Source organism: Chlamydia crocodili, assembly GCF_018343815.1.
Classification (GTDB): Bacteria; Chlamydiota; Chlamydiia; order Chlamydiales; family Chlamydiaceae; genus Chlamydia; species Chlamydia crocodili.
In genome coordinates this window covers 616,784-639,390 of the sequence record NZ_CP060791.1, presented here as the reverse complement: position 1 = coordinate 639,390, position 22,607 = coordinate 616,784, and the positions used below count along the sequence as shown (strand labels likewise).

Sequence of the window (22,607 nt, the reverse complement as noted above, 5' to 3'; positions counted from 1 at the left end):
ATTACTAGTGACTTGGATACCTCTTCACTGTCATTCTCAATATTCCATTCTAGATGCTACAAGCTCGATTAAGAGCTTCGTAGCAAAGGCAAAGGAATATCAAATTCCTTCTCTAGCATTAACAGATCATGGAAATTTATACGGGGCTATTGAATTTTATAAAGAGTGTCAACAAAACGACATTAAGCCTATCATTGGTTGTGAAATTTATGTGGCTCCGACTTCACGTTTCGATAAGAAAAAAGAGAAAAAAAGCCGCGTAGCAAATCATCTCATTCTTTTATGTAAAAATGAACAGGGATATCGCAATCTCTGCTTATTGTCTTCCCTAGCATTCACTGAAGGCTTTTATTATTTCCCTAGAATAGATAGAGAACTTCTCAGTCAATATTCTGAGGGTCTTATTTGTCTATCTGCCTGTCTATCTGGCTCTGTAGCTCAAGCTGCTTTAGAATCTGAAGAAGCTCTTGAAAAAGATCTCCGCTGGTATCAAAACCTATTTGGTGATGACTTCTATAGCGAAATCCAACTTCATAAAATGCCTGAGGAGAAAATTGTCTCCTTGGGAGAAGAATGGTTAAAACACGAGTATCATCAATTTGTCGAGGCTCAAATAAAAGTTAATCAGGCTCTATTAAAAACCAGTGAGCATTTAGGAATTCGTTCAGTAGCTACTAATGATATTCATTACATCCACCCCAATGACTGGTTGGCGCATGAGATTCTTATTAATGTACAACTAGGGGAAACAATAAGGATTGCAAAACAAAATACATATATCCCCAATCCGAAGAGAAAAGTGTTTCGCAGTAGAGAATATTATTTTAAATCTCCAGAAGAAATGGCAATTTTGTTTGCTGATCATCCAGAAACAATCTCCAATACTTTAGAAGTTGCAGATAAATGTAATCTTAAATTGAATCTTTCGAATAAGCACTACCCTATTTACGTTCCTGAGTTTCTTAAAGAAAAACAAACATATACGGAAGAAGAACGTTACGAAGCTTCTTCAGCTTTTCTTCGCGAGCTTTGCGAACAAGGATTATCTACAAAATATAATCTGGAACAACTTAGTCATATCTCTAAAAAATTTCCTGATAGAGATCCTTTAGAATTAGTTAAAGAACGCTTGGAAATGGAAATGTCAATTATCATCCCTAAAGGGATGTGTGACTACCTCCTTATTGTTTGGGATATTATTCGTTGGGCAAAAGATAATGGAATCCCTGTAGGCCCTGGACGAGGTTCTGGAGCAGGATCTGTCATGTTATTCTTACTAGGAATCACAGAAATAGAACCTATCCGCTTCGATCTGTTCTTTGAAAGATTTATTAATCCCGAGCGTTTATCCTATCCCGATATCGATATTGATATTTGTATGGCAGGGCGAGAACGCGTTATCAATTATGCGACAGAACGCCATGGAAAAGATAACGTAGCTCAGATTATTACGTTTGGAACTATGAAAGCCAAAATGGCTGTGAAAGATGTGGGGAGGACTTTAGACGTTTCTCTTTCTAAAGTTAACCACATCGCCAAACATATTCCAGAACTTAATACTACATTAGCAAAAGCTTTGGAAACAGATCCTCATCTAAATGAGTTGTACACCAATGATTCTGAGGCTGCTCAGGTTATTGATATGGCGATGCATCTAGAAGGATCTATCCGCAATACAGGGGTACATGCTGCTGGAGTCATTATCTGTGGAGATCGTTTAACTAATCATATCCCTATCTGTATTTCTAAAGATTCTACAATGATTACCACACAATTTTCCATGAAACCTGTGGAAAGTGTGGGAATGCTTAAAGTGGACTTCCTGGGATTAAAAACTTTAACGAGTATCCATATTGCTATTCACGCAATCCAAAAGAAAACCGGCAAGTTATTAGAAATGGCCTCTCTTCCTTTGGATGATAAAACAACATTTGCTCTTTTGCATCAAGGTAAGACAATGGGGATATTCCAAATGGAATCTAAAGGAATGCAGGAGTTAGCAAAAAATCTTCGCCCCGATTCCTTCGAAGAAATCATCGCTATAGGTGCTTTATATCGTCCTGGCCCTATGGATATGATTCCCTCCTTCATTAATCGAAAGCATGGCAAAGAAATCATAGAATACGATCACCCTCTTATGGAGTCTATTCTCAAAGAAACCTACGGCATTATGGTTTACCAAGAGCAGGTTATGCAAATTGCCGGATCCCTAGCAAGCTATTCCCTAGGGGAAGGTGATGTCTTACGTCGTGCCATGGGGAAAAAAGATATTAAACAGATGCTTCAAGAGCGTACAAAGTTTTGTGAACGCGCATGCAAAAATGGTATCAACGCAGATTTAGCAACAACCATTTTTGATAAAATGGAAAAATTTGCTTCCTACGGCTTTAACAAGTCCCATGCAGCTGCTTATGGATTAATTACCTATACAACTGCATATCTTAAAGCAAACTACCCTAAAGAATGGTTAGCAGCTCTTCTTACCTGCGACTCTGATGATATTGAGAAAGTAGGGAAACTCATTCACGAAGCACATAGTATGGATATCTGTATCCTCCCTCCTGACATTAATGAGTCCGGAACAAACTTTGTTGCTACAGATAGAGGTATTCGTTTTGCTATGGGAGCCATTCGAGGTATAGGTAAGGGCCTTGTAGAAAGTATCGTTGAAGAAAGAGAGAAACGCGGGCCATATCAAAGCATTCAAGATTTTATCCAACGTTCTGATTTAAAGAAGGTCACCAAGAAGCACACAGAAAACTTAATCGATGCGGGATGTTTCGATGTTTTTGAGCCTGATAGAGACATTGCTCAAGCCACTTTAGAAACTCTCTATGACACAATATCCAAAGAGAAGAAAGAAGCTGCTACCGGAGTTATGACATTCTTTTCTTTAAATACTATGCATCAAGAACATCCTGTAGCGTTAACTCCAGTTACAAATGTTGTTCCTAGATCAAAAAAAGAAATACTTAAGAAAGAGAAAGAGTTATTAGGTATTTATCTTACTGAGCATCCTATGGATGCTGTTAAAGATATTTTACCCCAACTCTCTGTTGTCAGCCCAGGAGAGTTTGAAAATCTCCCCCACGGTTCGGTAATTCGGACCATATTCATTATCGACAAAGTCACAACACGAATTTCTTCAAAAGGGCAAAGAAAATTTGCTTTACTACGTGTTAACGACGGTGTTGACTCTTATGAATTACCTATATGGCCAGAAATGTATGCTGAACAACAGGAACTTTTAGAAGAAGATCGTTTAATTTATGCTATTTTATCTATCGATAAACGTAGTGAATCTTTACGCTTATCTTGCCGATGGATGAGGGACCTATCTCTTATTAATGAAAATCTCCTTCAAGAATGCGACGATATGTTTGATAAGATTAAAAGTCAGATGCAGAAAATGTCGTATTTAAACTTAGAAACTAATAAAGATACGAATCAGAGGAAAACATCTACTATGTCAAAAACTACTGATAATCAATCTCAAGCTTCTATAGTTAAATTATCTCTTGATCTTGGACAATTACGCCATAGCCACCTTTGCGTATTAAAACAAATCATACGCAAATATCCCGGATCTCGCACTCTCTCTCTAGTTTTCACAAAGGATAATGAGCGCGTGGCCTCCATCTCTCCTGATGCAGACTATTTTGTCTCTGAAGATACTAGCGGCCTTCAGAAGGACTTAGAGAATTCTCAACTTCCTGTTCGGTTTATTGCTGTTTAAATATCCAAAAATGGTTTTCCTGTTACAGCATTAACGTATTCTATACGAACACTATTATCTGCAGCAACTAAGGATACTTTATACACAGGAACATAAACAACAACCTTATCTAATATTAAGAAATTATTTCCAAAAATCATTCCGGCAAGACTACTTATGCGATCCTCAGAAAATTGTGGCGATACAACAGAAGAACCTCGAGGTCTTCGCAACCATACAGGAGACGATTGGATTGTTGTTGTACAACCTTTAATTGGCTGAAGCTGTTGGAAATGACTTCCTATTTGACTGCCCATTGAAAAAATTAATTTCTTTTTCTGACAGGCACGGATTACTTTTTCAGCTCTGATATTTTTCATAGATAGAGCGTGTGTCAATGATTCTTTAGAAGCCGCTCCTCCGAGATTTGCTAGAGCCTGCATAACATTGACGTCTTGCTTGCCTGCTTTTAGCATCAGGCATTCTCTAAATCCTTTAGAACAAGCCCATGTTCCCGTATTAAGAACCATTTCACCATTTGCTAAGCTCCAAAGGATCTCACCCTCTTGACTGGCCATCGTTTTCTTGACAGCATCCTCTCTAGAAAAACGCACATGCATTAATGTATGAGGAACAAAAGTCAGTTCTACAGAAGCATTTCCATCCACATGTTCTGGAAAGAAAGTCAATATTTGCTCTGGAGAAAACTTCCTTTCGAAAACTCGGAGTCTTTCGAATCCAGAAACTTTGCGAACAAGCCGGCAGCTCTTCTCAAAAACATCAACACTATAATTTGCGGTAACCTGCATGGCCTTGTGTGCACAAGGCACATTATCCCATAAAAAAACTCCGCAAAAAAGAGATACAACAAAAGTACCAAAGTACAAAACTAACTTTTTCATAAAAAACCTTTTTATTTATTTTACTAAATAAAAAAATGTTTTATCAAATAAAAAAATTATATTTTGTAAATAAAACAAAAACAACGGATTTGACAAATTCTCTTTTTCTTTTTTATGATAACATTTTGTTATCGTAGCTTCATGCCGGATTTATGAAATCTGTTTTACAGTTTGTTGTTTTATTACTACTTTTGTGTTCTGGATGTAACGCCAGGCCGATTTCTTTTGAACCTTTTTCTGGTAAATTATCTCCTCAAAAGTTTGTGCCTAAACACTCTCCGGAAGAATATATTTTAGAAGGGAAGAACTATTTAGAACGACAAAGTTATCGTAAAGCCTTGCTTTGTTTTGGTATGGTTACTCATCATTTTCCAAAAGATCCTTTATATACTGAAGCTTTGTACTTAACTGGAGTATGTTATTTCAAAAATGGTCAACCAGATTTAGCTGAAAAAGCTTTTGCAAGTTATATGCAACTTCCTGACGCTGATTATTCTGAAGAATTGTTTTTGATGAAATATTCTATAGCAAAGAGCTTTGCTCAAGGGAAACGCAAACGTGTGTTTCTTTTAGAAGGATTTCCTAAACTCGCTAATGCGGATGCGGATGCCTTACGTATTTATGATGAAATACTCACAGCTTTTCCTAATAAAGATTTAGGAGCTCAAGCTTTGTATCTTAAAGGTGATTTGCTCGTTATCAAAAAAGATTTTTCTGAAGCCATTAAAACTTTTAAAAAACTGACGTTACAATTTGCTGCCCACGCATTGTCTCCAAAATCCTTTGTTCGTCTTTCAGAAATTTATCTTATGCAAGCACAAAAAGAACCTCATAATGTGCAATATTTAAATCTGGCAAAGATCAATGAAGAGGCTATCAAAAAGCAACACCCCAATCACCCTTTAACTCTTGTTGTTTCTTCAAACGTACGCTCTATGTGTGAACGTTATGCTTCAGGGCTCTACACTACTGGGCGTTTTTATGAAAAAAAGAAGAAACCTCATGCAGCAAGTATCTATTATACCACGGCTATTGATAACTATCCTGAGTCATCTTTAGTAGCTAAGTGTCATAAACGACTAAATAGAATAGCAAAACATTCTTCTTAGTTTTAAGATATTTTTCATGCGTATATTAGTTTTTGTCTTTTTTTGCTTGTCGGGCTTGGGATTATCTTCTTGCAGTGGATATACTATCCTAAATTCTTCAGCGGCCTTATCAGATTTAGGCCGCTCGATGCGTTCTGAAGGTATTTATCTTGCTCCTATTGATAAAGATTCCCTAGGTCAATTGACATCAGCTCTCATCTATGAATTAGGAAAGCGTTCTCTTCCTATCCGTAATGGTGAAAGCTGCGCTCGTTATCTTCTCAAGGTACAACTCTTGAATGAAGTTGACGAGAATACGGGTTTTACGTATGCCCCAAATAAAATTGACGATAAGACCCCGAGACACTTTATTGTCTCAAGTGAGGGGCGTTTGTCTATATCTGCGAAAGTACAACTTATTGACAGACGCTCGGGGAAAGTCGTAGTCGATGACTGTGTATCAAGAAGATCAGTCTCCTTTGATTTTGAACCTGATTTAGGCATGGTGAACGCTCAACAGTTTGCCTTAGGTCAATTTGAAATGCATAATGAGGCTATTAAGAGCGCCTGGCGTGTGTTATACGCTCATTTAGCCGAGACTATTGTTCAACAGGTATATTATGACCTCTTCTGATGGAGAAGCAGTCTTTCCGGCACTCCTTAGTGAACTTCACAATATGCTAGACTTCGTTAAAGGGGCAGAACGGCTAAAAACATTCCCAAAAGAGAAATTATTAAAGCTAGAGCTTGCCTGTGAAGAGCTACTCGTCAATATTATCTCTTATGCATATCAAGAAGCATCATCTCCTGGAAAGATAATCATTTGTTGTGACGGAGATAAAGAAGCTTTGCAAGTAACTATCAAAGATAATGGGCCTTCTTTCAATCCTTTAACCGCATCTATTGATATTCAAGATCAACTTCCTTTAGATGAGAGAAAGCTTGGCGGATTAGGAATTTTTTTAGCAAAAAACTCTGTGGATGAATTTCAGTACGAAAGAAACGGAGACTCTAATATCGTACACTTAAGAATCCATAATAATTGAACTAATCTTGATTAAAACGGAAAGCACGTAACACGCTTTCAGTATCTTTTATATCTTGTAGATATATCTGAAGTGCTTCAAGGATCAATGTAGATTGATTGTATTCCCCGGAAGCTTGAAATGCCATCTCTGGAGTATAATCTCCCCCAGAATGATATAAAGCGATATATCCCCGAGTAACGGCCTCCCCTTGGACAAGCTCTGGCACTAACCAAACAGCAAAATCTGCATTAAATAAAGTGAGTTTATCTGCAGATTCTGCAATGATGAAATTATTAACAGGAAGATCGCTAATAGAGTCGATTTTAAGTTCAGACGCAGAATGAGACAGGACATCGGCAATATCCATGAAGCCCTCAGGAAACGCCGCTCCTTTGTTACAAATAGAACGACGGTAAAATTCTTCTAAAAAATCCAAACTCATAGCGTTTTCCCTCCCACTCATGGTAATTCTTTATTTTAAGAGGCGTCAAGAGCTTTCTCAGACTTACGCGAAAATTCAAACCTAAGTAACAAGCTATCAAAATCCCTACAATGATAAGAGTTTTTTCCAGATCTGGACTGATTGCTTTTTTTGCAGTCATCTTTATGATTCCTTCATATGCAGATATATCTTTTCCCGAAATACGAGGAAATGCCGTAGCCATCATTCAATCTGAAACTGGCAAGGTGCTTTATGCTAAGGACATAGACAAAAGAATTTATCCTGCAAGCATGACAAAGGTTGCCACAGCGCTGTTTATCTTAAGAAAACATCCCGATATTTTGAATCGCTTCATTACTGTAAAACAAGATGCTATCGCTTCGATTACCCCTCAGGCTAAAAAACAATCGGGCTATCGGAGCCCTCCACATTGGCTAGAAACCGATGGTGTAACAATACAACTGCAAAATAAAGAGGAAGTCTCAGGATGGGATCTATTTCATGCGTTACTGATCTATTCGGCTAACGATGCTGCTAACACCCTTGCAATGGCTTGCTCAGGATCTGTAACCGAATTTATGAAGCAATTGAATAGCTTCCTACAAGAGTTAGGTTGCTCTCATACGCATTTTAATAACCCTCACGGCTTACATCACCCTAATCACTACACAACAGCTCGGGATTTAACCTCTATTATGCGTGAGGGTCTAAAAGAACCTTTATTTCGTCAGGTTATTCGCACTACCAGTTATAAAATGGCCGCGACAAATTTGAGCCAGGAGAGAGTCTTAAATCTTACAAATAAACTCATTCTTCCTGGATCTACCTACTATTATCCTCCCGCGTTAGGGGGGAAAACAGGAACAACAAAAGATGCAGGGAAAAATCTTATCTTTGCAGCGAAAAAACACGGTCGCTTTATTATCACTATAGCCGCCGGTTATCCTGCCATGGGGGATCTCTATGAAGATGTCATAGCTTTATGTGAAGGGATTTTCAATGAACCCGCTTTACGAAGGTATCTCATTCTCCCAACAGAAAAATATGCCTTACGTTTAGGACTTTTAGGGAAAATTTCTATTCCTTTACCTAATGGTGTCTATTATGACTTCTATGCCTCTGAGGGAGAAGAACCTCGAACAATCTCTTTTGTTCCTCATGCAACAAAGCTTCCCATTCAAAAGGGAGATCTTCTTGGTCATTGGGTATTTCGTAATCTCTCTGGGGAAAGAGTTCGTGCTGAACCCCTTTATGCACCTGATACGATTCATCCTTCTATTATCCAAAAAATTTGTTTGTACGCTAAGCGTATAGTCACTTCGTACAGAACGTATATCATTTTAACGTTAGCGCTTCTGTATTATAGGAAAACACGTGTGCATCGTAGAAAATCATCTCGGTATTACCTATGATATAACTCTTTCTTTTAGCTTATGAAAAACCTGATTTTCGCATAAACTACGTAGGTATTATTGAGATAATAAGGAATATTATGCGCAAATATCTAATTTGTGGTTTGCTTGCTTCTATTTTCCTACCTATAGCAGGAACTGGAGAGGAAATTTCCGAAACTTTGGTATCTACTACATTGTGTATTTCTAGAAATGATGCTCCAACAACATCTTCTTGGTATTTTTGGAAAGATCCAAAAGTTATAAGAGATGAGCAGCATACGTATTTCCTAAAACAGGTAATATTTGCATTAAAACGTCCTGAAATTTGGAATGATCCTCTGAATCTTCTGCATATCTTATTACAGTTTGATAAATTCCCCGAAGCATCTGGAGAATGTCACAATTTACTGTTGCTTATCATCAAACACAGAGTAATGGCCCTTACCATGAATATGGCTTAGATTAAGCTCTATTCAGAAGCCTTATTGCTTTTGCGAACAAAGTGGGCAGCAAAAAAACCGTCTCCACTCTCTGCTGATAATGCAGTGTGCGTATGACGTTCTTCTTCCCATCCTAAAGATTTCATGAAAGCAACTTGCTTTTCATTTTCTTCTGAAAGTAGAGAGCAGGTAATGTAGATGAGCTTCCCACCAGGTTTTACGTAATTCATAGCTTCTCTAAGAATCTTTCTTTGTACCCTTGAGAATGTAGTGAGAAGTTTTTTAGAAAATTGACTTTTCTTTTCAGGCTGCCGTCGAAACACCCCTGTTCCTGTACAAGGAGCATCAACAACAACGATAGAAAAGCTATTTCTCCTTAGATGTTGCTCTCCTATAGAAAAGTTTCTTACTCCTGCCCTACGCAAACGTTGTTTCGCTTCTTCCAAAACGTCCTTACGGCTATCATGTAAAACAACGTGATGTGCTCTCTCAGCAAAAATCAGACTTTTCCCGCCAGCTCCTGCACAAAAATCTAGAACACGATCTTTTTTACTTATAGGGATGTCTAAAGTAATTTTCTGAGACGATTCATCTTGAACTTCAAATAGGCCGCGATGAAAAGCTGCGCTGTGTTGCAGAGGATAACGCTTATCAAAACGTAAAGAACCTGGAACAGATCCTAGCTCACTGGGGTATTCTAAACGCTTTTGAAGATCTTCTATAGAAGTTCGTCGTGTATTCACACGAATAGCACAAGGAGCTTCCTGAAGAAAAATCGCAGAGAGTTCCTTGGCTCTTTCTTGACCATAATCTTCAATTAGGCAATCAGCAAGATCATCAGATACGGAATAACGTACAGGCCAAGGAAGATCCTGATATTTCTCAATATCGTCCAAAGCTCCTTCTTCAACTTTAGCTACTAAAGTCTCGGGGGTAACTTCCTGATTATCTTGTTGGATAAGTGCCTCCAATAACCGTCGATGACGAAGGATAGCAAAAATACGCGTACTCATCCATTGACGATCCTTAGAGCCTAAAGAACGATGCTGTTTAAAATAGAGAGCTACACGATTTACCTCACCAATAGGTGTGGTGTAAAGCTCATTAAGTAATGTGTATAAATGATGTAGACGAAAAGGAACCATAACGAAAGAGTATACACTTTTTTGCGTTATTTTCCTTTGAAAAAACCCTAAAAGAAAAAATATCTATTTAAATTCCTTTCTCTAAATAGAGGAAATAAAACTTGGGAACAAAGAAGAAGATCAGAATTTTTTAAACATACATAAAATTTGCTGCCATAGGGTTGGTTGTGGCGTGTAATAGTGAATACTTTTTTTTAATGAAGAATATACCTTATCATCAAAGTCCAAAAGCCAACGCATTAACAGTATACGCATCATTTTTAACCACAACCCTGGGCTACAATCACGAATACTATACATCCTGCCAATTTGTTCTGGAGTGGCGTCATTAGCAACCGAAACAATGGTTTTCAAATCCTCAGATACAATACGTCGAAGGATCTCTGCTAAAAATCCTTGAGCAAAGATAGCCTCTTTCGGAGAAAATTCAGCAACTTCTTGCCAGGTGTTTACCATGGTTTTCCCCTGCGGAGTAAGTAACTGAGAACCTACCAGAGAATTCGTAAGGACATCAGAAAGAGAATCTGTAACAATACCTCCTATAACTGCTTGAAAATCTTCACGACTTAATGTGTAGAGATCTTTGAGTTCTGTTAATAGATGGAAATTTTTTTCTGATAATGTGCGCAAAGCTAGTACTTTCTCAGAAAGGAACTGGTCTAAAAGCTCTAAACTTAGGGGGAGGTAAGTATTCTGGCTTTCTAGAAAGGTCATTAAAGCTTCCATGATTACTTGCGAAGAAGATTCCGCAGCAAAACCTTCTTTTATTGAAGAGCTCATATCTATGTCTTCTGAATGTATTTCAACATCGTGAGTAAAATCTTCCCAAGAAGAGAAATTTGTTTTTTCCTTACCAAATACAGCACTGGCTACATTTGAGATCTTATTTAAAGGACGTTGACGCTCTAGAAAAATAATGTTTTTCAACAATAAGAGCTTTTTAACAATAGTCTGTTTCCTCTTAAAAGTATCTTTACGAAATATTCTATATAAAATACGAGTGTAGGGTGTTTCTTGACGTAGACGCGTATCAATAATAGAAAGGAGTCTCCCTGATAGGGAATAGGAAATTACAGAACGTGAAAAAAGCTCCTGAATTGCTTTTTGGATGGTTTCTTTCATACCATCTTGATCAGGAGAAAGAGTCGCATTTATAGGCCACGTTTCTAAAAGGGATTGTCTCTTATTATAGACAAGAGTGCGTGATCCATCACGGATAGCTAATTCGACAACACGCAAGTAATAGTCTGTAGAAAATCGCAAATCCAACATCATGGGAAGAATACGGCCGTATCGTTTTCTTTTTGCTTATTCTTTAGAGGAAATATTATTGCATTATTTTTATTTCTAAAAATACCAGGTTTATTGTCCTCTATCTTCATCTACTATATCTTGAGGATTTTCTATATTGCCTTGATACAATCTTCTTAACCTAGATGCTCTCGTCTCATAGGAAAAGAAAAATTCCCGTATTATATCATTAAGTTTTTTTTCATATTGCTCACGATTATCACGATACGATTCTTCTAAAGAGGGTAAGTTATTTTCAACAATAGTCACTACTAAATCATAATTTATAGGGATTTGCTGACTTGTTCGAGAAGATTCATCTCCCCATAAATTGAGATATTCTCCCATCAAACTTGTATGTGTATAACGCAAAGATGAGAGAATCTGTCTAACTATAGTAGCTTCTTCATATCCCTTATTCGCGAGATTATCAAGCCGCGTGGCTAAATCTAATATAAGTGTGTAATCGTAATCAGTATCAGCTTCTTGGAGAGTTTTTATAGCTCCACTACAGTTAATTGTTTCATCATAAGCGAAAGAAGAAAGTTTTGTGATACCCCGAACTGTTGCTACAGGATCTTGCACTCTCTCTCCTTTTAGAATATCTTCAAAAGATGTTAAGACAGCTGTTGCTTCTACAGTACTTGCAATGGGAGCTGTTCCCATAGCTATAAAGGCATCTATCCCCTTGTTTTGCGATTTATAAAGAAATTCTTTTTGCGAAGACCATTTGCACGCCATGCGTAGCATTAACGCGAGTGCCATAGTACCCTCAGGGCCTTCAGGATCTGCACCACAAAAATCTATAGAAGACTCTGCGCATCTTCTAGCAATGCAACAACACATTTTTCTAAACGCTTTTACAAAGAATTGTCTTATAGATGCGCAACATCCTACTGTGGCTGCTGGGGCTGCTTTAGCTTCAGCAACAGTTGTTGCGGGTAGATCTGTGTCTGTAAAAAGATCTGCATAACTTCTAGAAAAGTTCTCGCGTCTTACAAAACGAGGAGATCCTAATCTGTTATACCATAATCTATGGACTGCGTTACGAATCCTAGTAAGTATATTTTTAAAGAAACCTTCTTGTGGTTCTGAATGTATTCTACCTTGAAGATCGCTATTCATTCCCTCGGAAGCATTAGTTTCAGGAATCCCATGCTCTGCCTGTTGTTCATCCAAAATAGAGCCAACATGATCAGAAATACGATCTTCTAAATCAACATCCTCACCTTCGCCCTCTATCGAAGAATCCTTTTCTGTAAATAGATCTTTCCATGGAGGCTCAGCGCCTCCACCACCTGAAATTGGCGATCCCATAACTAATCTTCTCTAAATCCTATTCTCGTAAAGTAAAGGCATCTATAGCCATGATCGAAACTGTTTTTACATAGACTTCAGGACTTAAAGACTTCATTAAATCTAAAGCACCACGGTTCCAACGAACGTCTACTTTAACTGAAGAAGGATCATATTTTCCTGTATTCGCAGCCATAAACTTATTGGTTAAACTTCTGACAGTAACCTCTCCTTTTCCAGCAAATGAAGACCAGAATTTCTTCATACCATTAGGGTTGGAATTTCTTATTCCGTTTAAATCCTGAGCAAGAGATTGCAATGTAGGTTGCCAATTGTAACCTTCAGAAGTATCTCCATATTCCTCAACAAGCTGATCTACATAATCAACGTAGTCAACTTCAGGACTTAATAAGCTCCCCTCTAGCCCCATACGTATCAGAACTTGAAGAAGCACAGATTCTCCATCCTGTTTTTGTTCTTTTTCTCCAAGATCCCATATAGATCGAGACTGAGAAATAGCAGCCTTTAATGGAGCTTCATTGATTCCAGGTCGCAATACACGCAATTCTTTCTGAGCTTCCAAACGTGCCTGACCTAATCTAGCTGTTAATGTCTGCATACAGGAAAGCCCGTAAGCCATAGGTTCGTCTATTTCGCGTTCTATCCAACGATTTTTAACCTGAGTAGATAGAGAATCTAACTGCGCTTGTTTTGTTGTATTATGAATTTCTAATTCTGCTTTTAATCTATCTGCTATTGATCGCGACTCAGCAACACTCGAGTCCGTACTCACTGTAGAGTCTGCACTAGAAATAGAGGATATACTGTCACGACGTGTTCTTTGACGTTTATTAGGAGCTTCTGGAGGCTGAGGAGCCTTACGTTTTGTAGATCCAGTTCCACTTGTTGATGGGGATGGCGATGTACCTGCTGTAGTTGGTGGAGGTGGAGCAGCGCGTACAGGTCTTATACCACTTGTTGATGGAGAAGAAGGAGGCGGTGGTGGCGGTGTATTCGGACGTTGAACTCCGCCCCTACGAGGGACTGTTGGTGAGTCCACTTTAACTCCTGGAGTGTAACCTTTCTTTTGTAATCCTCGAGCAGCACCCTCTATCGATCTTGCACTATCGCTAGAGCCCGTACTACCTGTAGATTTTATACTACCTGTATCTGATCCTGCGCCCCCAACTTCCATATCCGATGCATTTGAGGATCTACGACTACTAGATGGAGTTTGCTGCGGAGAGGAAGCTCGAGAACTTGTTCGTGAAGAAGAACTTCTACCAAATATATTGGAGAAGAAACTACTTACAGCAGCGCTGATTCTTGATAAGAAACTGGGAGTTTCTGAGGTATTATTTTGTGTGGAAACTCTATGGGGACCCACTGCTCCAGAAGGACCTCCAGCATCCTGGACATCTGGATGTTGATCATGAGCGCCTGAAATCCATAGATCATTATTATTTCCGCGACCGCTTGGATTAATTCCCATAGTTTTTCTCCATTTTTATATTTTAATTTTAAAATTAAATTTGATTTAGCCGCACACTTTTTATTCAAAAATAAAACTAAAACAGCACAATTTAATTACAAAAATGAAAGAAATTGAAAATATAAGAATTAATAAACAAGTAAAGCGTATCTCATTGAAAATACGCTTTTTAAATTAGATAAAGATGGGTGGAACGTTAGATTAACGAAAGCACTTCTGAATTTGCTTAACTGTTATAAATGAAGGGGTTAAGAAATAGTTTTCTGTTTCAAACTAGGAATTAAATAAGAATATTTTAAATGAAACAAAAAAATTATTAATTTTATGAAAAGTGCTTATAAGGAAATCTTAATTACAAGAATGCAAAAGAAAAGACGTGAAATACGACATTAGTGCCTAGATATAAAGGCGCTATATAGCACCTTTTACAGAGTAGCTTTAGGAATTTTAATCTTGCTCTGGAGATAGAACCTCTGTTCCCGGCAGAAACCCTTTTTCTAAAAATTCTAAAGAAGCTCCTCCACCCGTCGATACATGTGAGACTTGAGAAGTACATCCAGCTAAAGCAACAACTGCTGCAGCATCACCACCACCAACCACAGTAGTTGCGGAAGAATGTCGTGCTAGGCAATTAGCAATAGACATAGAACCTTGATCGAAAGGAGGAACTTCATAAACACCGACGGGACCATTCCAAAATACTGTTGCTGAAACATCGATGATTTTACAAAACTCCTGAATAGTCTTAGTTCCAATATCTAAACCTTCAAGATCCGAAGGAATACCTTGATCTATAGACATTTCTGACCATGTCACCCCAGGTTCGCAGGTCTTTGCGACCTTCACATCTATAGGAAGAACAATACGCACATTACGTTGCTGAGCAAGTTTCAAAACACGACGAGCAAGTTCTATTCCCGATTCTTCAACTAAGGAATTCCCTACGGATTTTCCTAATGCTTTTAAGAAGGTGAACCCCATGCCTCCTGCTAAAAGTAAATTATCTACTTGCGACAGTAAGGCTTCTATTACTCCTATTTTTGAAGATACTTTAGACCCACCAAGGATCGCAGTAAATGGTCGTTTAGGAGCAAGGAGCAGATGCTGGCCTAAAAATTCGAGTTCTTTTTCCATAAGAAGACCCGCAGCAGATTTCTCGGGAAATGCTTGGGGAACCGTATACACAGAGGCATGCTTTCTATGAGAAGTGCCAAAAGCATCGTTTACATAAAAGTCTCCATAAGAGGAAAGTTCAGCAGCAAATGTAGGATCTTCTTCAGGATGTTCTTCCCCTCTGTGGAAGCGGAGGTTCTCTAGTAGTAATACCCGTCCAGGAGACAGCTGCGCTACTGCCTGACGAGCAACTTCTCCGATACAATCGGGAGCTAAAGGCACATGATGTCCTAAATAACCTTCTAAAACCTCAACAACAGGTTGAAGAGAGTACTTCTCTTCAAAACCAGTTCCTTTAGGACGGCCTAAGTGACTCATTAAAATTACAGCAGCGCGTTTCTGCAAAAGATAGTTGATTGTTGGCATAGCGCTACGAATGCGAATATCATCAAGAATCTTCCCATCTTTTATAGGAACATTAAAATCTACACGAACTAAAACCTTTTTTTCTTCTGGGGAAAGGTCCCTGACTGTCAATCTATCCATATACCTTGAGAAATTATCTAAGATGATTTCCCTATTTTTACTGGAAGAGCGCTCTTAAAGCAAAGAAAAATAGAATAGAGAGTATCGCTCCTGCAGGAAGAGTGATAAACCACGACATGATAATGTCTTTGATAATATTTAAATTAATAGCGTGGATACCACGAGCAAGACCTATCCCTAAGACAGCACCAACAACTACATGAGTTGTAGATATAGGCAAGCCCATAGCTGATGCCAAAGCAATTGTAACAGCAGCACTTAAACCTACAGAAAATCCCCGCGAAGGAGTAAGTTCGGTAATCTTACAGCCTACAGTTTCAATCACTCGCCATCCCCAAACAGATAACCCTATAATTAATCCAACGCCACCAAAAGCCATAAGTCCTATCAGTGTATAAGAAGAATATACTTGGGGATACGCTTGTCGCAAAACCCCAGCTACAGGAGCAATGGCATTGGCCACATCGTTAGATCCGTGAGCAAAAGCCATAAAACAGGCAATGATGATTTGCAAATAAGCAAAAATTCTCTCTACAATCAGGTATTTCCTTCCATAGTTTCCCCCGCATGTTTTTAAACGACAAAGTAAACTTCCTGATTTTGGTGAACTACAAATAAAGGAGCAATGTGGTGTATGCACATATTTAAACATGACGGCATAGGCAAATCCCCCTACAAGGCAAACTAACAATAAAGCCCAGGGCAGAGGCACTAAACGTGTAACTACGCCGCCACAAACAATAATTATTCCTAAAATAATTATCACAAAAGCTGCAAGAAATGGTGCTATGCGGATCATCGCACCTACAGGATCGTTTTTATAGAGAATATTTCGACGTATAAAAGAAAAGATCAAATAGGCGATGCATCCTCCCATTAATGGAGAGATTACCCAACTGATTAAAATTGCTCCTACGGATCCCCAATAAATAACTGTTCCTTTACCAAGAACAAGACCAAAGCCAATCACGGCACCGACTATAGAATGGGTTGTAGAGACCGGCCATCCAAAATACGATGCTAGTTGTAGCCATACTCCAGTCGCTAACAAAGCTCCTGTCATGCCATAAACGTAATCTCCAGAAGCTATTAATGGATCTGAAACAGAGACTATACGACTTTCTATAGTTCCTGCAACACGATCTCCGAGGAACAATGCCCCTAAAAATTCAAAAATAGCGGCAATGATTACAGCCTGACGTAATGTTAATACTCCGGATCCGACACTAGGGCCAACAGCATTAGCAACGTCATTAGCTCCTATATTCCAAGAGGTATAAAAACCACATAAGAGAACAAAAATGAGTAGGGCAAGCATGAAATATTACTTTTCTTCCAGCGTCATGTTAACTCGATGAGCAAGTTTTTCCGAACTATCGGAAATACCCGCAGCACGCTTAATTACCTGCAGCCATAAATAAAACTCTTTTTCAGAAATCATAAATTCATCGGAGAAGAATATTTGCATGATTTCTCGTTGAATAACATCACACTCGTGTTCTGCTTTCGCCACGCGACTTACTAGAAAACGCGCTTTATCAGCTTTACGCCCTCCAAAAGAACTTTCTAGTAATTTATTGAATTCTTGTATGACCGTCATAGTAAGATCAAAAGTTTCGACACTTTTATGTAAGAATTGGAAAAAGATCTTCTCAAATTCTGGATAAAAACGCAGCTTTCTAACAGTAAGTAAGATAGCCACATCTTCGGAAACATCAGCTATGCTGTCTTGTATAGAAATAATCTCCAGCAATCCGGCCCGAGATATAGGCATAAATAAGCCTACAGGAAGATGATTGCGCATATCATTTTTTATACAATCTGCCTGATATTCCTTATCAGAAATACTTTTCGCTATTGTTTGTACCTGTTTGTAATCCCCATCTCGCAAAGCTGTAAAGATTGGCACCATTTGCTGAACGCAAAATGCTACGACTTCCAAGTGTGCTTGTAGCGGGGCAAAAGGAGACTGTCCGAACAGACGAGCAAGGGTTTGCATAAGAATACCTTTTTAGTAATAATAACGTGCTTTAATGATCTTGTAAATGACTTATGACTCGTCCACCCATCTTACAGGTTAAAGATCTTTCGGTAAGCCTGAATAAACGTCGGGAACGCTACCCTATTGTTGAGTCATTGTCCTTTGATTTGCATAAGGGAAGGACGTTAGCGATTATCGGGGAATCAGGATCGGGAAAATCGGTAACCGCTCAAGCTCTTATGCAGCTATTACCTTCCCCGTTATTTTCTGCATCAGGAAAAATTCTTTTCCATGAAAAAGATTTATTAGAAGCTCCACGAGGAATTTTAAGATCAATTTTCGGAACGAAAATTTCTATGATTTTCCAAAATCCCCAATCCTCTTTAAATCCCGTTTTCACGATAGAACAACAATTCCAAGAGCTTATCCGCACGCATCTTCATCTTCCACATAAAGAGGGTAAAGAGAAAATTATCCAAACTCTTATAGATACAGGATTTCATAATCCTGAACTTTGTTTAAAACTCTATCCTCATCAACTCTCCGGAGGAATGCTACAAAGAGTTTCCATTGCTATGGCTTTGCTCTCCTCTCCAGAAATTTTAATTGCTGATGAGCCAACAACAGCCCTCGATGTTTCTGTTCAATACCAGATTTTACAGCTATTAAAAGGCTTACAAGAGAAACTAGGGATGAGTTTATTAATTATTACCCATAACATGGGTGTTGTTGCTGAAACATCTGATGAGGTCCTCGTTCTCTACGCAGGAAGAATGGCAGAGTACGCTTCTGCTAAGGAAATTTTTCACAACCCGTCCCATCCCTACACTCAAGATCTTCTAGCTTCGCGTCCTTCGTTGCAAACTGACACATTTACAGCAATTCCTGGACAACCTCCTCACTACAGCGCTCTTCCTTCAGGATGTTGTTACTATCCTAGATGTTCGAAAGCCTATGGAAAATGTAAAATGGAATCTCCTGAAATTCAAAATATAAGCAAAGGGCATAAAGTAAGGTGCTGGCTATATGAGTGATTCTTTAGTACAAGCCAATCAGCTAAAAAAATATTATTATAAGCGTTCAAGTTGGTTTCGAAGAAAGACAATAGCAACAAGAGCTATTGACAATGTTTCTTTTTCTATACCTTCAGGGAAGATCGTGGGTCTAATTGGAGAATCGGGATCGGGAAAAACAACATTAGCATTAGCACTTTCTGGATTATTATCGCTTACCTCTGGCTACTTATCTTTTAACAATACTCCTATCAAATTACACTCTAAACATGATTTAAAAAAGCTTCGCTCCTATGTGCGGATGGTTTTCCAAAATCCTAAGGCCTCTTTAAATCCTAGAAAAACGATTTTTGACAGCTTAGGCCATGCTCTTATTCATCATCGCATAATTACAAAAGAAAAACTCCATTCTGTAATTGGAGAAACCTTAGAACTTGTAGGGTTATCTGCTGATTATTTCTACCGTTACCCTCATCAACTCTCCGGTGGTCAACAACAACGTGTGTCTATAGCTAGAGCATTATTAGGGGCTCCTAAGCTTATTATATGTGATGAGGTAGTTTCTGCTCTTGATCTTTCGATGCAAGCGCAGATCCTAAATATGCTCTCAAATTTGCAAAAAGAGCTGAAGATGAGTTATCTGTTTATTTCTCATGATTTAGCTGTTGTTCGCTCTTTTTGCTCAGAAGTAATCATTATGTATAAAGGTAAAATTGTTGAATCGGGAGCTACAGAAGATATCTTCTTGAATCCTAAACATCCTTACACACAAATGCTTCTTAATTCACAGCTTCCTGATCTTCCAGAAAATCGCAGTGCAGAACACAAATTAAAAGCATATCAGACAAATACTTCTGAAACTCCCTCTCCTACAGGATGCGTCTTTTATAACCGCTGTCCCAAAAGACAGAAAACTTGCCTTCAAGGGCCCATTCCTGAACAATCCGATGGGGACAAGCACTCATATCAGTGCATTCTTTAAGAGATACTTAAAGAAGATCCAAGGTCTTCTAAAGACTAAGCCTTTTTCAACAGCCACTCTTCTAGCTGCTTGAGCTGCTCTTCATCATGAACATGTAGCGATATGCTATGATGAGAACCTTGAGACTTTACCGTTACCTTATAGCCTAAAGACTGGCTAAGACGCTCTTGCATACCTTGATAGTTTCCAGTCAAAGGTATTTTTATGCGTTCTTTAGAAGAAGAAATCGTAGACTCGCCTGACAACAATTTCTTTGCTTCTTGTTCAGCTTCGCGAACGGCAAGACGTTGTGAGATAATCTTCTCGGTGAGAGTTTCTCGTAATTTAGGATCTTCTAGAGTAAGGATAACTTTAGCATGCCCTAAAGTAATTTCCCCTAAGTAAAGACTTTTTTGAATGGTTTCCGACAAGGAAAACAGCCGTAAGTAATTTGCAACTGTAGAACGCTTTTTCCCTACACGTAGGGCTACCTTATCTTGAGTTAAACCAAAAACATTGATGAGCTTTTTAAAGGCCTCTGCCATTTCCATAGGGCTGAGGTTCACACGTTGAATATTTTCTATAAGTGTTGCTTCTGCAGCAATATCATCAGCGATTACTTGCTTAAGAACTACGGGAATTGTGGTGTATCCTGCGAGCTGTAGAGCTCTCCAACGACGCTCCCCAGCGATTAATTCATAATATAAAATTTTATCGCCACTACGAATTTCACGAACTACAGGTGGGTGAATTAAACCTACGGATTTTAAAGATGATACTAATTCTTGAAGCTCTGCTTCAGAGAATACCCTTCGAGGTTGAAAGGGACTCACTCGAATATTATCGATAGCCACTTCTATTATCGTATCTTTATTGATAATTCCACTCACAAACTACCTTCGCTATTTTCTTATTCATCTCTGGAACATTTTTAGTGGCATAGAGATGGCATTTATCCCAATTTATTTTAAGGAAAAATAGTATCACAGAAGTTTTTCTATCAAAAGAGCTTGTAGAAGTGAAGAGCTTTTTTTAGTGTTTTCCCCTGTTAGAATATCTCAAATCAAGGAGTTTACGAAAAAATTTTTTCCAGATACACTGAGATTATTAAGCGCTTTACATCTTAAAATCATGAAGAACTTACTATCCTCAATATGGAAAAGGGTTTATTCCTATTCGTTTACTTTAACAGTCCTTGTGACTTTATCCTTATTTCTTACGGGGAAGATCGTTTATAACTTTCAAAAAAGTGATCGCAAAAAACACGAAAGTATTCTTCTTCTTACAAAAACCGCAGAGTCTGCAGTTTTTCAGGGATTCATACCTCCTAAAACTGCCCTGCCAATGTTAGAACATGCCTATCGCATGGGTGGAAATTCCGTAAAGCCTTATGCAGGTTTCCTTTCTTCATGTTTCTATATCCATAATGAACCATTACGCGGAGCCTATTATGCGGGGCTTGCTTATAGCAGCGGAGCCAATTTCCATATGCCCTCCCCAGCTCAGGTTTTATTAAAAGAAATCGCAGATGCTCAAGCTACTCAAGATTACCAAGCAGCCTTAGAAAAATCTTCTCAGCTTCTTCAGTTGGCGGCGGCTTCTGAAGATTATCCCACTCTACGTTTTCTCACTCTTTTAAGAATTATAGAAATCAAAGAAATCTTAAATCAAGATACCGAAACGGATTTTGAAGAACTCAAGACCTTGCCATTATTCAAAGAATTTGAACAATTCTACAAAGATGGAGAGTGGACATTAACTAAACGTTTTGGCAAAAAGCACTAACTACCTATTTATACTAAGGATCTGTATGCCATCTCCTGTAGACACCCCAGAACTCCCTAATGCAACAACGGAATCTCCTTCTTCTACACAGACAGCAACAGAACCCTCTTCTCAGCATCCCCCGAAAATTCTCTCGGGATCCCTAGTTGTCTATCCTCATGAGGATAACAAACCCTCATCTTAAGGCAAGCACATGCTTATTGTTTTAGCCTTTCGGCAAGTTTTCTTTTCTAAACAGCCTAGCCTTTTAGAAAAACTCTTCAGGTATTTATTACTGCTTAAACAAACATACCCTTTAGTGCTCCCCGGAGAACCTATCAAAAAGTTATCTCTCATGTTAACTTTTGATCACGCCTCCATAGATTTTTACTCTCATGTCTTCCCTTTTCTACAAGTTCATAACATTCCCGCAGTTGTTGGAATTGCTTGGAGATATGTCGCTGAAGATTTAGCTTCTTCCCTTCCTCTTAAGCATCGTTTATTTCCTAGAGAAACTTTAGCTTTCCAAGACGAAGTTTTTGCAACTCATCAACCATTTTGTACCAAACAAGAATTGCAAATACTTGCAGATTCCCCCTATATACAATTAGCTTCGTCAGGATTTGCTATTCGCAATTTACAACATAACCCTCCCTATCTTGCTACAGAAATTTTCTTATCTAAATATTCTATAGAGAAAGCTCTTGGGAAAACTCCTTTAGGGTTTTTCTATCCTTTTGGGAAATATGATGACACATCCGCAAGGGTAGTTAAGAAACATTACCCCTTTTCTTTTGTCTTAGGAAATACTCTAAATAGAAAAAATAAGAATCACGGGATCTATCGTATAGACATGACGCGTACAGCCTATACATTACCGAAACTTACCCATAGTTCACAATACATTAAAAATTGGTTAATGGATAAATGTGGGCAAGCATATTTACGCTGGCGTCCTAGAACAGAACGCATTGACTTTCAAAAAAGCTAGCAATAG

The 22,607-nt window shown here is 38.4% G+C and carries 21 protein-coding genes; 11 read left to right on the top strand and 10 right to left on the bottom strand.

Annotation, left to right across the window (positions count from 1 at the left end; genetic code table 11):
• Window positions 1-7: 7 nt before the first annotated feature.
• Window positions 8-3,736 (top strand): DNA polymerase III subunit alpha, encoded by a 3,729-nt coding sequence (gene dnaE, locus H9Q19_RS02785; RefSeq protein WP_213240102.1) that lies wholly within the window; start codon window positions 8-10, stop codon window positions 3,734-3,736.
• On the opposite strand, the gene H9Q19_RS02780 is transcribed toward dnaE, so the two are convergent.
• Window positions 3,733-4,617 (bottom strand): hypothetical protein, encoded by an 885-nt coding sequence (locus H9Q19_RS02780; protein ID WP_213240100.1) that lies wholly within the window; start codon window positions 4,615-4,617, stop codon window positions 3,733-3,735. The two genes, dnaE and H9Q19_RS02780, sit on opposite strands and share 4 nt — an antisense overlap.
• Window positions 4,618-4,769: 152 nt before the next feature.
• Here H9Q19_RS02780 and H9Q19_RS02775 point away from each other — a divergent pair, with 152 nt between their 5' ends.
• The 3 genes from H9Q19_RS02775 to H9Q19_RS02765 are packed head-to-tail and all read left to right on the top strand — an operon-like array spanning window position 4,770 to window position 6,751.
• Window positions 4,770-5,726, top strand: a complete 957-nt coding sequence (locus tag H9Q19_RS02775; RefSeq protein ID WP_213240098.1) for a tetratricopeptide repeat protein — start codon at window positions 4,770-4,772, stop codon at window positions 5,724-5,726.
• Between the two features lie 16 nt (window positions 5,727-5,742).
• Window positions 5,743-6,339, top strand: coding sequence for an LPS assembly lipoprotein LptE (locus tag H9Q19_RS02770; protein ID WP_213240096.1), 597 nt, complete (start codon window positions 5,743-5,745; stop codon window positions 6,337-6,339).
• A complete protein-coding gene (locus tag H9Q19_RS02765; protein WP_213240094.1) occupies window positions 6,326-6,751 on the top strand; it encodes an ATP-binding protein in 426 nt (141 codons plus the stop codon). The genes H9Q19_RS02770 and H9Q19_RS02765 overlap by 14 nt, the downstream gene beginning before the upstream one ends.
• Before the next feature lies 1 nt (window position 6,752).
• Here the strand turns inward: H9Q19_RS02765 and H9Q19_RS02760 are convergent, their stop codons facing one another.
• Window positions 6,753-7,175 carry a hypothetical protein gene (locus H9Q19_RS02760; protein ID WP_213240092.1) on the bottom strand — a complete coding sequence of 141 codons (423 nt, stop codon included), beginning with the start codon at window positions 7,173-7,175 and terminating at the stop codon, window positions 6,753-6,755.
• A gap of 110 nt (window positions 7,176-7,285) precedes the next feature.
• Between H9Q19_RS02760 and H9Q19_RS02755 the strand changes: the two genes are divergently transcribed.
• Window positions 7,286-8,587: a D-alanyl-D-alanine carboxypeptidase family protein gene (locus H9Q19_RS02755; RefSeq protein WP_407644852.1), complete on the top strand. Its 1,302-nt coding sequence runs from the start codon at window positions 7,286-7,288 to the stop codon at window positions 8,585-8,587.
• Window positions 8,588-8,667: 80 nt separating this feature from the next.
• Window positions 8,668-9,030, top strand: coding sequence for a hypothetical protein (locus H9Q19_RS02750; protein ID WP_213240088.1), 363 nt, complete (start codon window positions 8,668-8,670; stop codon window positions 9,028-9,030).
• 8 nt (window positions 9,031-9,038) lie between these two features.
• Here the strand turns inward: H9Q19_RS02750 and H9Q19_RS02745 are convergent, their stop codons facing one another.
• The 7 genes from H9Q19_RS02745 to H9Q19_RS02715 form a co-directional block, all read right to left on the bottom strand.
• A complete protein-coding gene (locus H9Q19_RS02745; protein ID WP_213240087.1) occupies window positions 9,039-10,154 on the bottom strand; it encodes an RsmB/NOP family class I SAM-dependent RNA methyltransferase in 1,116 nt (371 codons plus the stop codon).
• Between the two features lie 120 nt (window positions 10,155-10,274).
• On the bottom strand, window positions 10,275-11,429 hold the full coding sequence (locus H9Q19_RS02740; protein ID WP_213240085.1) for a hypothetical protein: 1,155 nt from the start codon (window positions 11,427-11,429) through the stop codon (window positions 10,275-10,277).
• Between the two features lie 87 nt (window positions 11,430-11,516).
• The gene (locus H9Q19_RS02735; RefSeq protein ID WP_213240083.1) at window positions 11,517-12,761 is read right to left on the bottom strand and encodes a TmeB family type III secretion system effector; all 1,245 of its coding nucleotides are present in this window, start codon (window positions 12,759-12,761) and stop codon (window positions 11,517-11,519) included.
• A gap of 19 nt (window positions 12,762-12,780) precedes the next feature.
• The gene (gene semD, locus H9Q19_RS02730; RefSeq protein WP_213240081.1) at window positions 12,781-14,232 is read right to left on the bottom strand and encodes a SemD/SinC family type III secretion system effector; all 1,452 of its coding nucleotides are present in this window, start codon (window positions 14,230-14,232) and stop codon (window positions 12,781-12,783) included.
• 447 nt (window positions 14,233-14,679) lie between these two features.
• Complete coding sequence (locus H9Q19_RS02725; protein ID WP_213240079.1) at window positions 14,680-15,891, bottom strand: phosphoglycerate kinase; 1,212 nt, start codon at window positions 15,889-15,891, stop codon at window positions 14,680-14,682.
• 37 nt (window positions 15,892-15,928) lie between these two features.
• Window positions 15,929-17,209, bottom strand: coding sequence for an inorganic phosphate transporter (locus tag H9Q19_RS02720; protein WP_213240077.1), 1,281 nt, complete (start codon window positions 17,207-17,209; stop codon window positions 15,929-15,931).
• A 6-nt stretch (window positions 17,210-17,215) separates the two neighbouring features.
• Window positions 17,216-17,890, bottom strand: coding sequence for a TIGR00153 family protein (locus tag H9Q19_RS02715; RefSeq protein ID WP_213240075.1), 675 nt, complete (start codon window positions 17,888-17,890; stop codon window positions 17,216-17,218).
• A 53-nt stretch (window positions 17,891-17,943) separates the two neighbouring features.
• On the opposite strand from H9Q19_RS02715, the gene H9Q19_RS02710 reads away from it, so the two are divergent.
• Together H9Q19_RS02710 and H9Q19_RS02705 are read left to right on the top strand one after the other, a co-directional pair.
• Window positions 17,944-18,906 (top strand): ABC transporter ATP-binding protein, encoded by a 963-nt coding sequence (locus tag H9Q19_RS02710; protein WP_213240073.1) that lies wholly within the window; start codon window positions 17,944-17,946, stop codon window positions 18,904-18,906.
• The gene (locus tag H9Q19_RS02705) at window positions 18,899-19,867 is read left to right on the top strand and encodes an oligopeptide/dipeptide ABC transporter ATP-binding protein (protein ID WP_213240071.1); all 969 of its coding nucleotides are present in this window, start codon (window positions 18,899-18,901) and stop codon (window positions 19,865-19,867) included. The genes H9Q19_RS02710 and H9Q19_RS02705 overlap by 8 nt, the downstream gene beginning before the upstream one ends.
• A 35-nt stretch (window positions 19,868-19,902) precedes the next feature.
• Here H9Q19_RS02705 and H9Q19_RS02700 read toward each other — a convergent pair whose 3' ends face one another.
• Window positions 19,903-20,736, bottom strand: a complete 834-nt coding sequence (locus tag H9Q19_RS02700; protein ID WP_213240069.1) for a ParB/RepB/Spo0J family partition protein — start codon at window positions 20,734-20,736, stop codon at window positions 19,903-19,905.
• 241 nt (window positions 20,737-20,977) lie between these two features.
• Here H9Q19_RS02700 and H9Q19_RS02695 point away from each other — a divergent pair, with 241 nt between their 5' ends.
• The 3 genes from H9Q19_RS02695 to H9Q19_RS02685 are packed head-to-tail and all read left to right on the top strand — an operon-like array spanning window position 20,978 to window position 22,601.
• The gene (locus H9Q19_RS02695; protein WP_213240067.1) at window positions 20,978-21,631 is read left to right on the top strand and encodes a hypothetical protein; all 654 of its coding nucleotides are present in this window, start codon (window positions 20,978-20,980) and stop codon (window positions 21,629-21,631) included.
• Window positions 21,632-21,656: 25 nt separating this feature from the next.
• Window positions 21,657-21,815 (top strand): hypothetical protein, encoded by a 159-nt coding sequence (locus H9Q19_RS02690; RefSeq protein ID WP_213240065.1) that lies wholly within the window; start codon window positions 21,657-21,659, stop codon window positions 21,813-21,815.
• A gap of 9 nt (window positions 21,816-21,824) precedes the next feature.
• Window positions 21,825-22,601, top strand: coding sequence for a polysaccharide deacetylase family protein (locus H9Q19_RS02685; RefSeq protein WP_213240063.1), 777 nt, complete (start codon window positions 21,825-21,827; stop codon window positions 22,599-22,601).
• Window positions 22,602-22,607 lie beyond the last annotated feature (6 nt).

Bases quoted from the DNA above. Each gene is read 5' to 3' on its own strand.
- H9Q19_RS02740 (WP_213240085.1), bottom strand. From the start codon at position 11,429: ATGATGTTGGATTTGCGATTTTCTACAGACTATTACTTGCGTGTTGTC.
- H9Q19_RS02780 (WP_213240100.1), bottom strand. From the start codon at position 4,617: ATGAAAAAGTTAGTTTTGTACTTTGGTACTTTTGTTGTATCTCTTTTT.
- semD (WP_213240081.1), bottom strand. From the start codon at position 14,232: ATGGGAATTAATCCAAGCGGTCGCGGAAATAATAATGATCTATGGATT.
- H9Q19_RS02750 (WP_213240088.1), top strand. From the start codon at position 8,668: ATGCGCAAATATCTAATTTGTGGTTTGCTTGCTTCTATTTTCCTACCT.
- H9Q19_RS02725 (WP_213240079.1), bottom strand. From the start codon at position 15,891: ATGGATAGATTGACAGTCAGGGACCTTTCCCCAGAAGAAAAAAAGGTT.
- H9Q19_RS02695 (WP_213240067.1), top strand. From the start codon at position 20,978: ATGAAGAACTTACTATCCTCAATATGGAAAAGGGTTTATTCCTATTCG.
- H9Q19_RS02735 (WP_213240083.1), bottom strand. From the start codon at position 12,761: ATGGGATCGCCAATTTCAGGTGGTGGAGGCGCTGAGCCTCCATGGAAA.
- H9Q19_RS02685 (WP_213240063.1), top strand. From the start codon at position 21,825: ATGCTTATTGTTTTAGCCTTTCGGCAAGTTTTCTTTTCTAAACAGCCT.
- H9Q19_RS02765 (WP_213240094.1), top strand. From the start codon at position 6,326: ATGACCTCTTCTGATGGAGAAGCAGTCTTTCCGGCACTCCTTAGTGAA.
- H9Q19_RS02775 (WP_213240098.1), top strand. From the start codon at position 4,770: ATGAAATCTGTTTTACAGTTTGTTGTTTTATTACTACTTTTGTGTTCT.
- H9Q19_RS02690 (WP_213240065.1), top strand. From the start codon at position 21,657: ATGCCATCTCCTGTAGACACCCCAGAACTCCCTAATGCAACAACGGAA.
- H9Q19_RS02755 (WP_407644852.1), top strand. From the start codon at position 7,286: ATGATAAGAGTTTTTTCCAGATCTGGACTGATTGCTTTTTTTGCAGTC.
- H9Q19_RS02715 (WP_213240075.1), bottom strand. From the start codon at position 17,890: ATGCAAACCCTTGCTCGTCTGTTCGGACAGTCTCCTTTTGCCCCGCTA.
- H9Q19_RS02705 (WP_213240071.1), top strand. From the start codon at position 18,899: ATGAGTGATTCTTTAGTACAAGCCAATCAGCTAAAAAAATATTATTAT.
- H9Q19_RS02710 (WP_213240073.1), top strand. From the start codon at position 17,944: ATGACTCGTCCACCCATCTTACAGGTTAAAGATCTTTCGGTAAGCCTG.
- H9Q19_RS02760 (WP_213240092.1), bottom strand. From the start codon at position 7,175: ATGAGTTTGGATTTTTTAGAAGAATTTTACCGTCGTTCTATTTGTAAC.
- H9Q19_RS02770 (WP_213240096.1), top strand. From the start codon at position 5,743: ATGCGTATATTAGTTTTTGTCTTTTTTTGCTTGTCGGGCTTGGGATTA.
- H9Q19_RS02720 (WP_213240077.1), bottom strand. From the start codon at position 17,209: ATGCTTGCCCTACTCATTTTTGTTCTCTTATGTGGTTTTTATACCTCT.
- H9Q19_RS02745 (WP_213240087.1), bottom strand. From the start codon at position 10,154: ATGGTTCCTTTTCGTCTACATCATTTATACACATTACTTAATGAGCTT.